This window comes from Mesonia sp. K4-1 (genome assembly GCF_008017825.1).
Classification (GTDB): domain Bacteria; phylum Bacteroidota; class Bacteroidia; order Flavobacteriales; family Flavobacteriaceae; genus Mesonia.
This window is the reverse complement of the sequence record NZ_VRLS01000052.1, coordinates 185,901-198,180: the sequence shown is the minus strand read 5'-3', so window position 1 is coordinate 198,180 and position 12,280 is coordinate 185,901. Positions and strand designations below refer to the sequence as shown.

Sequence of the window (12,280 nt, the reverse complement as noted above, 5' to 3'; positions counted from 1 at the left end):
AGTGCGGTTTTAACAGGTATAGAAGTAGCTAAGGTAATATCTTTGTTGAGCTTTCTTATTAATTTTAACTGCATATTATGTTTAAAAAGATTATCAATAATCTACTGTTTAAAGTATTTATAGCTATTATTCTTGGAATAGTTTTTGGCCTGTATTTGCCCGAATCTGTAAACCGAGTTTTTAATACTTTTAATCATTTTTTTAGTGAGTTTTTAGGCTTTGCAATTCCACTAATTATCCTCGGATTAATTATGCCGGCAATTGGCGATTTAGGGAAAGGAGCTAAAAAATTATTGATTATTACCGCTGTCATTGCGTATGCATCTACTTTATTTTCTGGTTTTTCTACCTATTTTATTGCCTCGGGGATTTTTCCTTCTTTTATAGATCCGCAATCTGTAGCAAGTGTAGAAAATGCAGCTCGTGAGTTATCTCCGTATTTTTCAATTAATATACCTCCAATTTTAGATGTAATGTCTGCTTTAGTTTTGGCGTTTCTTGTAGGCTTAGGTTTGGCTCCTTTGGGAGAAAGTACCTTAAAGAAAGTGACTTTTGATTTTCAAAAGATTATTATGATGTTAATAGAAAAAGTAATTATCCCATTGTTGCCAATTTACATATTAAGCATCTTTTCTGCGATAGCCTTTAAAGGACAGGTGGCTTCTGTATTGGGTGTTTTTGTAAAGATTATAGGAGTGATATTTATTATGCATATTTTGTTGATACTTATTCAGTATTTGATTGCTGGAGCGATAGCAAAGAAAAATCCGATAAAGGCTTTACTTAATATGATTCCTGCTTATTTTACTGCCTTGGGAACACAGTCCTCTGCGGCTACTATTCCGGTTACATTAAAACAGGTAGAGTTAAATGGAGTTTCACCTAAGGTGGCTAATTTTGTTATTCCGTTGGGAGCTACTATACATTTGGCAGGAAGTACGATGAAGATCGTAGCTTGTGCGGTAGCCTTAATGTTAATGCAAGGATTAGATTTTAATTTTGGAATGTTTGCTGGTTTTGTGATGATGTTAGGAATCGCGATGGTGGCGGCTCCTGGTGTTCCTGGGGGCGCAATTATGGCGGCTATAGGAATTCTTCAATCTATGCTTGGCTTTGATGCTGAAGCGCAAGCTCTAATGATAGCGCTTTATATTGCCATGGACAGTTTTGGGACAGCAGCTAATATTACTGGAGATGGTGCTATAGCTATTATTGTAGATAAAATTGCCGAAAAAAGAGAATTGTAATTTTGAGACTCTTGGTATAAAAAAGACCGATGCTATAGAAGCATCGGTCTTTTTGTTTAGAAATAGTCTTGTTTACTTTCGTTTCTTAGACTTTCTTTTTCTTTTTTTCTTATCGGAATTATTTTTTTGTTTAGGATGAACCAATTTCATTTCATCTATTAAATGAGTTGCACCAGCATACTTATCTATGATAAATAAAATGTAACGCGCATCAACCATAATGTTTCTAGAAATACTTGGGTCGTAATAAATATCACTCATTGTCCCTTCCCAAACACGGTCAAAATTAAGACCTATAAGGTTTCCTTGTGCATCGATAACAGGACTTCCAGAATTTCCTCCGGTGGTATGATTAGTTCCTATAAAATTCACAGGCATTTTACCATTTTCTGCATATTGACCATAGTCTTTATTATCGATTAGATCTAGAAGTTTTTGAGGTACATCAAACTCATAATCTCCTGGTACGTACTTTTCTCTTACTCCTTCTAGATAACTAACAGGCTTATACTTTACAGCATCTTTAGGACTGTATCCTTTTACTTGTCCGTAAGTAACTCGTAACGTTCCGTTGGCATTAGGGAAAAGTCTTGCTTCTTTAGGGCTGAGCTCTAATAAAGCTTTCATATATGTCTTTTGCAGCGCATCAATTTCTATTTTTTTGCTACGATAGTTAGGCAATACATTCTCAAAAAATTCTTTTGATAGTTCTTTTACCAATTGATACCCTTCATCCTTATTTAATTTTTCTACTACTTCTTCACTAGAACCTTCTAAAAGTTCTTCTAGTTTGCTGTAGGTTGTTAAGGCAGAATTATTATAAATTTCTTTAGTGAGTTGAGACTTATCCTTTTTAATAAATTCTTGAGATAAAAATTCTTTTGGTGTGTTTTGAGCATAGAATTCGATTACTTTCTCAAATACTTTTTCATCTACCTGTGCGCTGTAATCTTTATAAGAAGCTTTAAAATCTTCTAATATATTTGCTTTACGGTCATTAAACGATTGTTCACCTCTAGCCTCTAATACTTGTTCTAGTTGGTATAGTTGAAATCCGTTTTTTAATAATTCAACGTTACGAATAAAAGCTTCTGAAAATAAATTATATGCAAGGTTGTAATCTTCAAATTCCGCGTAAGCATTATCAAAATCTGTTAAAAGGGAACCGTATTCTTTTTCTAAACCTTTCGCTTTAACACGTTGCGTAAATTGCTTTTCTTGATTTCTTTTAATTCCAACAGCATCAGTCTTTTTTAAACCTTGGCTTTCTCCAATCCATTTTTTGTAATAATTGGCAATACGTGCATATTTAGATGCATACTGTATCTTGATTTGCTGGTCTTTACGCATAAAGGCATCTTGCTCTTTTAAGGCTACTTCGCGAAGGCCTATTCTTGCTGGGTTGATAGTTTCTACCAATTGCTCTACAGCTACGGCTGGTAAATACTCATCGGTTGTTCCAGGGAAACCAAAAACTAAGGTGAAATCATCTTCGGCAACACCATCTAAACTTACTGGTAAGTAGTGTTTTGGTGTATAAGGAACGTTGTTTTCGCTGTATTCAGCTGGACGATTATTTTTATCGGCATAAATTCTGAATAAAGAAAAATCTCCTGTATGTCTTGGCCACATCCAGTTATCGGTATCAGATCCAAACTTACCAATAGATGAAGGAGGAGCACCAACTAAACGAATGTCTTTAAAAGTCTCTACTTTAAAAAGCATAAATTGATTACCGTCATAAAATGTGCTTATGCGATTCGTTTGCCATTCTTCTTTAGGTGAAGAAGCGATAACGCTTTGCTTATTTTGTGCAATAATTTGTTGCTTTTCTTCTTCTGAAGAAGCGTTTTCGGTATTTTTTAAAATCTGAGTGGTCACATCTTTAATTTCTACTATAAAGGTCACTGTCATTCCAGGATTCGCTAATTCATCAGATAGGTTTTTGGCCCAAAATCCATCAGCTAAATAATCATTTTCTACAGAAGAATGTGATTGAATTTGACCGTAACCACAGTGGTGATTAGTGAGTAATAAACCTTTTGGTGATATTACTTCAGAAGTACAGCCTCCATTAAAATGCGGTACGGCATCTTTTAAACTACTTTGGTTAACACTATAAATGTCTTCGGCAGTCATTTGCATGCCTAAGGTTTGCATTTCGCCTTCGTTCATGCCTTCTAATAGAGAAGGAATCCACATTCCTCCTTGTTGAGAAAACATGGGTAGGGCAAATAAAAAGAGTAAAATTCTAATAATTTTCATACGTATTATATTTAATTGAAACAGCTTGCAAAATACTACTTTTTATCTCTATTTCTGATTTATTCTTTCACCTTAACAGCTATTTCAATTTCTCTAAAATTGTTTATGTTTATTGTTAAATTGTAGTTTTAATAGCTGTTATGTTGTTTTAACGACAAATAAAGTGGTTAAATCTTGCAGATTTGATTTTATTATGTAATTTTACTAACGAATGTTAGTTTGTATTTTTAAAATAAGTAATTATGTATAACCCAACGATAGAAACCTTACCTATAAAAGAACTAAGAAAGCTACAAAGTGAGCGTTTAGTGAATTTAGTAAACAAAGTATATGAGAAAGTTCCTTTTTATAAGAACAGTTTAGATAAACATGGCGTATCCCCAAAAGATATTCAGTCTATAAATGATATTCATAAACTACCTTTTACGAAGAAAACCGATTTGAGAGATCAATATCCTTTTGGCTTTTTAACCTTGCCAGAAAAAGATTTAGCTCGAATTCACTGCTCTAGTGGAACCACAGGAAAACCTACCGTAGTGGCTTACACTAAAAATGATTTAGATATCTTTTCGGAAGTAGTGGCTAGATCTTTAGCGGCTGCAGGAGCTCAACCCGGAATGAAAATGCATAACAGTTATGGTTATGGTTTATTCACAGGAGGTATAGGATTACATTATGGTGCTGAAAAATTAGGAATGGGAGTAATTCCTGTTTCGGGAGGAATGACAGATCGCCAGATTAATCTATTAAAAGATTTTCAGTCAGAGGTTATATGTTGTACTCCTTCTTACGCTCAAACCATCGCTTACGAATTGGAGAAACGCGGTATGACAAAAGAAGATATTAACTTAAAATGTGCCGTATTAGGAGCAGAGCCTTGGACCGATAGTATTCGTCAAGATATAGAAAACTCATTGGGAGTTAAAGCTACCAATATATATGGTTTAAGTGAAGTGATGGGACCAGGTGTTTCTCAAGAAGCATATGATGAGCAAGGGACAGGAAGTTATATTTGGGAAGATCATTTTTACCCAGAAATTGTAGACAAACATACAGGCGAACCTTTACCATACGGCGAGGAAGGAGTATTGGTATTTACAACGCTCACAAAAGAAGCTATGCCGTTTTTACGATATTGGACAAATGATATTTGCAGCCTTTCTTATAAAGAAAGTAAATCCAGAACCCATATTAAAATGGGACAGATTAAAGGTAGAGCAGATGATATGCTTATTATAAGAGGGGTAAATTTATTTCACACTCAAGTGGAAGATGTTTTTAAAGATTATGAAGAGTTAGCTCCTAATTATCAACTTGTGGTCACTAAAGAAGGTTTAATGGATTGTGTGGAAGTTCGTGTAGAAACTTCTGAAGCTTTTCAAAAAGAGTGCAGATTACCAAGTGATTATGAGCTCAATGAATCATTTTCTCATGAAAAATTAACATTTTTAACCAAAAAGCTTCAAAAAAACATAAAAGATTCCGTAGGTTTAAGCATGAAACTTAGCTTGAAGCCTTACGGGAAAATACCTAAAAGTGAAGGCGGTAAAATGCAAAGGATTATAGATTTAAGAAACACATAAAATTTATGAAAAAAAGCAAAAGAGAATTGGTCTTGGAAGAAGCAGCAAAACTTTTTGTAGAAAAAGGATATAGCGCAACTTCTATGAAAGATATAGCTGTAAGAAACGGTATTGAAGCTGCGAGTCTTTACAATCATATCAAATCTAAACAAGATATTTTACAAGACCTTTTACTCTCTATTGCTTACAAGTTTGATGCAGGAATTAAAAATATAGCGAGCTCTAAATTCCGCAAAGAAGAAAGATTGAAAGAGGCTATAAAAATGCATATAAACGTCTCTGTAAATAATCAAGATACTACCTATTTAATTCTTCAGGATTGGAAGCATTTGGAAGAACCTTCTAAATCTGAGTTTTTAGAAATCAGAAAATATTATCAAGATACCTTTAGAGATTTGATAGTAGAAGCTAAAGAATTAGATGTGGTTAGAAACGCCAATACAGAGATAATGCTGAATAATATTTTGTCTTCTCTCAGATGGATTTACAATCAAGATCTGTATGATAATGTATCAAAAATAGATCTCTCACAATTTGAAAGTGAAATGCTTCAATTTATTTTTTCAGGAATAGAGAAATAAGTACAGACTTAACTGTTAAAATAAGAGAAACTATTTAGTTATTACTTTGTAATTTCTATAAAAAATAGGCATAAAATGTTATTTTTGTGAAGTTAGCAATAATCATTGTTCATAAGAATATTTTATGCCAAATATAGAACTCGTATTACCCAAAATGGGTGAAAGTATTTCTGAAGCAACTATTATTAATTGGTCAGTTTCAGAAGGAGATCAAGTCCAACAAGATGAAACGGTTTTAGAAGTAGCCACAGATAAAGTAGATTCAGAAGTTCCTGCTCCCGTAAACGGAATTATTAAAGAAATATTAGTACATCCAGATGAGGTGGTGAAGGTAGGTCAAGTGCTTGCTATTATTGAAGCTTCTAGTGATCAATCTGTAGCAACCACTTCTTCTTCCGACAAGAAAGAAGAAAAGCAAAGCCCTAAAAAAGCGAATATTAATCCTGCAAAATCAGTACTGAAAAAGCAAAAAATCTCTTCTTCTTCCAACAAAAGCTATACGCTTAATGAGAATCAGAATACTTATTTTTCTCCGCTTATTCAGCAAATTGCAAAAGATTACCACATCAGTTTTGAAGAATTAGCTCGTATTCCTGCAACAGGACATGAGGGTCGATTAAAAAAGAGTGATGTTTTCAAATATATAGAAGAAGGTCGTCCCGCCCAATTCGCACAGCCTGTGCCAGAACAAACAGGCTTTCAAGTACCAGATTTAAAGCTAGATAAAGGAAAAGGGAAAATCGTAGAGATGGATAGAATGCGCCAAATGATTGCAGATCATATGGTATATTCTAAACATACCTCACCACACGTTACCGCTTATGTAGAAGCCGATTTAACCGAAATGGTGAATTGGAGAAATGCCAATAAAAAAGCTTTTCAGGAGAAATATGGAGAACGCTTAACTTTTACTCCGCTTTTTGTAGAGGCAGTAGCGAAAGCAGTAAAAGATTTCCCAATGATAAATGTTTCCGTAGATGGAAAAAATATCATTGCAAAAGAAGACATTAATATAGGGATGGCCACCGCATTACCAAGTGGAAATTTGATTGTTCCTGTTGTAAATAATGCAGATAAAAAATCACTTCAAGAAATTGCAGCCAACGTAAATGACCTTGCAGATAAGGCTAGAAATAACAAGCTAAAGCACGATGAAACCAGTGGTAGTACGTTTACCATTTCTAACGTGGGGACTTTTGGGAGTTTAATGGGGACACCTATTATCAACCAGCCAGAAGTTGCCATTTTAGCTACGGGAATCATCAAGAAAAGAGCCGAAGTAATGGAATATGAAGACGGTGATAAAATTGAAATTAGAAGTATGATGTATTTATCGCTTTCTTTTGATCATCGGGTAGTAGACGGTTTTCTTGGCGGAAGCTTTTTACGCCGCGTAGCCGATTATTTTGAAGATTTTGATCGCCCTAATTATTAATGTTGAATTTTTAATTTTTAATGAAAGAAAATATCGTCAAGAATAAGAGTTTCGATTTTGCATTAAAGATTATTGAATTGTATAAAATTCTTCAGTCAGAAAAAGAGTATGTTATTTCTAAACAGATTCTCAGAAGTGGGACAAGTATAGGAGCTAATGTTGCTGAATCTGAAGCGGGTGTAAGCCGAGCAGATTTTGTACATAAACTCACAATTTCAAGTAAGGAAGCTAGAGAAACAATCTATTGGCTTCAATTATTAAAAAAAGAGTGAATTAGTGAACTTAGACATAGATTTGTCAAGTTATATAAACGATTGTAATGAGTTGATTAGGCTGCTAACGGCAATTGTAAAAACAATTAATACAAAGTCTAATTAAAAATTCAAAATTGTAATGATAAGCAAAGAATTATATAAAAAAGCATTTAAAAACCTTTGTACAGCGAAGTCGATGACCGAATTGTATGAAGAAAATTTTAAAGTAGTTTCAAAATATGTGCACGCTACTTCTAGAGGGCACGAAATTATACAAATTGCAGTTGGGATGCAGTTAAAGCCTTGCGATTATGTATTTCCTTATTATAGAGATGACTCTATTTTGTTGTCTATAGGGATGGAACCTAAAGATCTAATGCTTCAATTGTTAGCAAAAAAAGACGATCCGTTTTCGGGAGGTAGAACCTATTATTCTCACCCTAGCTTAAACGATGAAGACAAACCAAAAATTCCGCATCAAAGTTCTGCAACAGGAATGCAAGCCATTCCGGCAACGGGGACCGCAATGGGAATGTGGTATAAAGAAACCGAAGGATTACCTGTTGGGGAAGATAAACCTGTGGTGGTTTGTTCTTTAGGAGATGCTTGTGTAACCGAAGGAGAAATTGCAGAAGCTTTTCAAATGGCAGTTTTAAAAAGCTTACCAATTCTTTATGTAGTACAAGATAACGGATGGGATATTTCGGCAAATGAAGCAGAAACCAGAGCTCAAAATGCTGCAGAATACGCAAGAGGGTTTAACGGATTAGAAGCGATTTCTATTGATGGAACCGACTTTGACGAGAGTTATAACACCGTTCAAAACTGCATTGATACGATTCGTAAAGAACGTCGCCCTATGTTGATTCATGCAAAAGTTCCTTTGTTAAATCACCATACCTCTGGAGTTAGGATGGAGTTTTACAGAGACGATTTAGAGGAAGCAAGAAGTAGAGATCCATTTCCTAAAATGAAAAATCATTTAGCAAAAAATGGCTTTACGGAAGATGAATTAGAAGCAATTGAAGCATTAGCGCGAGTAAAAGTAAAAGAAGATTACCAAGAGGCTTTACAAGCAGAAGATCCTCAACCAGAAGATTTATTTACGCACGATTTCGCCCCGACTACCATTACCGAAGAACAAGGAACTCGTTCTCCAGAAGGAGCAGAGAAAGTAGTCATGGTAGATTGCGCACTTTTTGCTATTGAAGAGTTAATGAAGAAGCATAAAGATTGCTTGCTTTATGGTCAAGATGTAGGAGGAAGATTGGGTGGTGTATTTAGAGAAGCAGCAACCTTAGCACAAAAATTCGGTGATAACCGCGTTTTCAATACCCCAATACAAGAAGCATTTATTGTAGGTTCAACTGTGGGAATGTCTGCCGTAGGATTAAAACCTATTGTAGAAGTTCAGTTTGCCGATTATATCTGGCCAGGACTCAATCAATTATTTACAGAAGTAAGTAGAAGCTGTTATTTATCTAATGGTAAATGGCCGGTTTCTATGGTATTACGTGTGCCAATTGGAGCGTATGGTAGTGGTGGTCCTTACCATTCTTCATCCGTAGAAAGTGTCATTACTAATATTCGCGGACTTAAAATAGCATATCCAAGTAACGGAGCCGACTTAAAAGGTTTGATGAAAGCAGCATATTATGATCCTAATCCAGTAGTGATTTTTGAACATAAAGGATTGTACTGGAGTAAAGTTCCTGGAACAAAAGGAGCCACCTCTGTAGAGCCTAGTGAAGATTATGTATTGCCATTTGGGAAAGCTTGGGTCTTACAAGAAATTTGGAAACAAGAAGAAGAAGAAACGATTTCTATCATTACCTATGGAATGGGAGTGCATTGGGCTATGAATGCTTCTGCAGAATTAGGAATGCAAGATAAAATAGAGATTGTAGATTTAAGAACGCTCGCTCCTCTAGATGAAGAAACGATTATGAAATCCGTAAAGAAAAACGGAAAATGCTTAGTCGTTACCGAAGAACCTTCAAACAATACATTTGCAAGAGCATTATCGGGTAAAATTCAAGAAGAATGCTTTAAGTATTTAGATGCTCCTGTTATGACTATAGGTTCAGAAAATATGCCGGCGATTCCACTTAATTCTACATTAGAACAAACGATGATTCCTTCAACAGAGAAAGTAAAAAATAAAATAGAAGAATTGCTAAATTATTAAATTATGGGCGTGACCCCGCAAAAAAAAAAGCGGGGTCGGGCTTTACACTATATCTTTTTCGCGTTCATTTTGTACTGTAAAAACGCAAAAAAGGATGCCGCTTCAATCCCTCACGCAAAAGCATTTTTCTTAAAAAAAATTAGACTAAAATGAATAAAGAATTTTGGTATGAACTTCAAGAAAAGTGTATAGACTATTTCATAGCCATTGGTCCTAAAGCCCTATTTGCTATAATAATATTAGTACTAGGTGTATTTGCTATAAAAATACTCATGCGTGTATTAAAACGGATTTTAGAAAAATCCCATACAGAACTCTCTTTACGAAGTTTTGTAGAAAGTTTATCTGTATTTCTTCTGTATGGATTTTTGTTCTTTATTCTTGGTTCTATTTTAGGGATCGAGACAGCTTCTTTCTTAGCTATTTTTGGAGCAGCGGGAATTGCTATTGGTTTAGCCTTACAAGGTAGCTTGTCTAATTTTGCAGGTGGAGTACTTATTTTAGTTTTTAAGCCTTTTAAAGTTGGAGATTTAATTTATGCTAATGCTAATTTAGGTTTTGTTCAAAAGATAGATATCTTGTACACAAGAATTAAAACTTTTGACGGTAGAATTATTACCATGCCTAACGGGAATTTATCCAACAGTGATGTAGATAACCGCACGATGGAAAAATACCGAAGAATAGATTTAAAACTTAAATTTTCTTATGAAGTGAATATAGACTCAATAAGAGAAATCATTATATCTACACTAAAAAAACATCCCAAAGTAATAGAATCTCCTGCGCCAGATGTCTGGCTCGATGAAATAGGAGATTACGACTTGAAAGTAGTGGTTCGCTGTTGGGTAGAATCTATTGATTATTGGCCTGCTTTCTGGGAACAATTAGAAGCCGTTAAAAAAGCCTTAGATGCAGAAGGGATAGAAATTCCAATTCCTAAACGTGCTATTTATCAAGAGGGAGTAACTAAAAACTCTTTATCAAAAATAGATGATTAGTGACTTTTTTAATTTATTAATTTCCTTCAAGTCCAGAGTTAAAGTGGTTAACCATTGTAATTAATTCGCAATCTTAAGTTGACTAACTTTTCTTGTTTATCCAAAGAGAGTTTTTAAAATTCACGTCTCATCACTTTAGTATATCCAACATTAACCTTTATTATAAAGGTTTTTTTGGCTCAAATCTTCTTTAATCTTCTAGAAATGACACTTCTGGAGTGATTTTTAGAGCATATCATAAACATCAAATCCTCATCTTAAAGTGGGTTAAACTGATTTTAATTTAATTAATTCTTTAAAAAACAATCATTTTAACAAAATAATTCGTTTAAAATATTACATTTGTTAATCTAACGAACGTTTGTTAGTAGTTTTTTAACCTAATTAATTACTTTATGAAGTTTATTAACCTAAAACCCTATGTATTTGGTGTAACCTTTTTTGTCTTTTCAATGGGTGTAGCTCAGACCAAATCTAATCTAGAAAAGAAAGAAGACACTATTGCTAAACCAGTCAATCAACCCTTAGTAGATGATGATAAAATCGATATTGATTTTTATGGTTTTATAAGACATGATGCTTTTTATGATACACGTCAAGTTATTGGAGCAGGAGAAAACCTAGTACCTCTATATCCTAGAGATGAACAATTAGACATCAATGGAGAAGATATTAACGATGCCTCACAATTTCATATGTTGTCTGTTCTTTCTAGAGCTGGTATTAAATTAAAAGGTCCAGACGTGCTGAACGCAAAGACCTCTGGAATTTTAGAGGGAGAGTTTTTTGGCTCTAGTGAAGGAGGCATTAATCAGTTTAGGCTTCGTCATGCTTATATTATGCTAGACTGGGAAACTACTCAATTGGGTTTAGGTCAATATTGGCATCCTATGGTAGTATTAGAATGTTTACCTAATGTGGTAAATTATAGTACTGGATCTCCCATATTCGCACTCAATAGAAATCCGCAAATTAGATTGACTCAACAATTAAATTCTAAATTTAAAGTGATGGCTGCAGCCATATCACAACGAGATTTCACTCCAGATAATACGGCTTATAGAAATAGTGGGATGCCTTCATTACATCTTCAGTTACAGTATAAATCTGAAAAATTTGTAGCAGGAATAGCTCAACAATATGAAAATTTAAAACCTCAATTAAGTTCGGGAGAAGCTATTCAGAAATCTAATGAAAGAGTAGAAAGTTTTACTACGATGGCTTATGCAGCCTTAACAACCAAACCTTTAAAAGTTAGTGCCGCATACACTTTTGCGCAAAATGCATCTTCATTAGTAATGTTAGGGGGTTACGTGGGTTATAGTAGACCAGACCAAGTAGATGTATTTAAACCTATGAATACCCAAAGCGCTTGGGTAGATTTTCAGCAGTTAACAAATAAAAAAATTGCTTTAGGATTGTATGCAGGACTTGTAAATAACAACGGTGTAAGTGATCCTGTAGAAGGAGCAGTAGCTACAACTTATGGGGTTACCTCTGCGTGGGGAGCGGTTTCAGCTTCAGAAGGAGGAAGGTCTATTAACCAACTTTACCGTGTAGTTCCTAGAATAGACTTTAAACTTAATAAATCTATAAAATTTAGATTCGAAATAGAGCATACCGCTGCTGAGTGGGGAGATGCTCAAATCGATGGAACTGGTAGCGGGAATGAAGTTACCGTTAATAATAATCGTTTTCATTTAGCCACATTCTTTACATTTTAACC

9 protein-coding genes are annotated in these 12,280 nt (G+C 34.4%); 8 read left to right on the top strand and 1 reads right to left on the bottom strand.

Features of this window, described 5'->3' with window-relative positions:
* The first annotated feature begins 77 nt into the window (after positions 1 to 77).
* Complete coding sequence (locus FT986_RS09015) at positions 78 to 1,247, top strand: dicarboxylate/amino acid:cation symporter (protein WP_147864747.1); 1,170 nt, start codon at positions 78 to 80, stop codon at positions 1,245 to 1,247.
* 72 nt (positions 1,248 to 1,319) lie between these two features.
* Here the strand turns inward: FT986_RS09015 and FT986_RS09010 are convergent, their stop codons facing one another.
* Entirely contained in the window at positions 1,320 to 3,512 is a 2,193-nt protein-coding gene (locus FT986_RS09010; protein ID WP_147864746.1) for a S46 family peptidase, read from the bottom strand.
* A 242-nt stretch (positions 3,513 to 3,754) separates the two neighbouring features.
* Between FT986_RS09010 and FT986_RS09005 the strand changes: the two genes are divergently transcribed.
* The 7 genes from FT986_RS09005 to FT986_RS08975 all read left to right on the top strand — a co-directional run bounded on the left by FT986_RS09005 (position 3,755) and on the right by FT986_RS08975 (position 12,278).
* Positions 3,755 to 5,095 (top strand): phenylacetate--CoA ligase family protein, encoded by a 1,341-nt coding sequence (locus FT986_RS09005; RefSeq protein WP_147864745.1) that lies wholly within the window; start codon positions 3,755 to 3,757, stop codon positions 5,093 to 5,095.
* Between the two features lie 5 nt (positions 5,096 to 5,100).
* Entirely contained in the window at positions 5,101 to 5,676 is a 576-nt protein-coding gene (locus FT986_RS09000) for a TetR/AcrR family transcriptional regulator (protein ID WP_147864744.1), read from the top strand.
* A gap of 124 nt (positions 5,677 to 5,800) precedes the next feature.
* Complete coding sequence (locus FT986_RS08995; RefSeq protein ID WP_147864743.1) at positions 5,801 to 7,111, top strand: dihydrolipoamide acetyltransferase family protein; 1,311 nt, start codon at positions 5,801 to 5,803, stop codon at positions 7,109 to 7,111.
* Positions 7,112 to 7,131: 20 nt separating this feature from the next.
* On the top strand, positions 7,132 to 7,383 hold the full coding sequence (locus FT986_RS08990) for a four helix bundle protein (protein ID WP_370451159.1): 252 nt from the start codon (positions 7,132 to 7,134) through the stop codon (positions 7,381 to 7,383).
* A gap of 121 nt (positions 7,384 to 7,504) precedes the next feature.
* The gene (locus tag FT986_RS08985; RefSeq protein ID WP_111540511.1) at positions 7,505 to 9,553 is read left to right on the top strand and encodes a thiamine pyrophosphate-dependent enzyme; all 2,049 of its coding nucleotides are present in this window, start codon (positions 7,505 to 7,507) and stop codon (positions 9,551 to 9,553) included.
* Positions 9,554 to 9,702: 149 nt separating this feature from the next.
* On the top strand, positions 9,703 to 10,554 hold the full coding sequence (locus tag FT986_RS08980; protein ID WP_147864742.1) for a mechanosensitive ion channel family protein: 852 nt from the start codon (positions 9,703 to 9,705) through the stop codon (positions 10,552 to 10,554).
* Between the two features lie 395 nt (positions 10,555 to 10,949).
* A complete protein-coding gene (locus FT986_RS08975; protein ID WP_147864741.1) occupies positions 10,950 to 12,278 on the top strand; it encodes a DcaP family trimeric outer membrane transporter in 1,329 nt (442 codons plus the stop codon).
* The last annotated feature ends 2 nt before the right edge of the window (positions 12,279 to 12,280 follow it).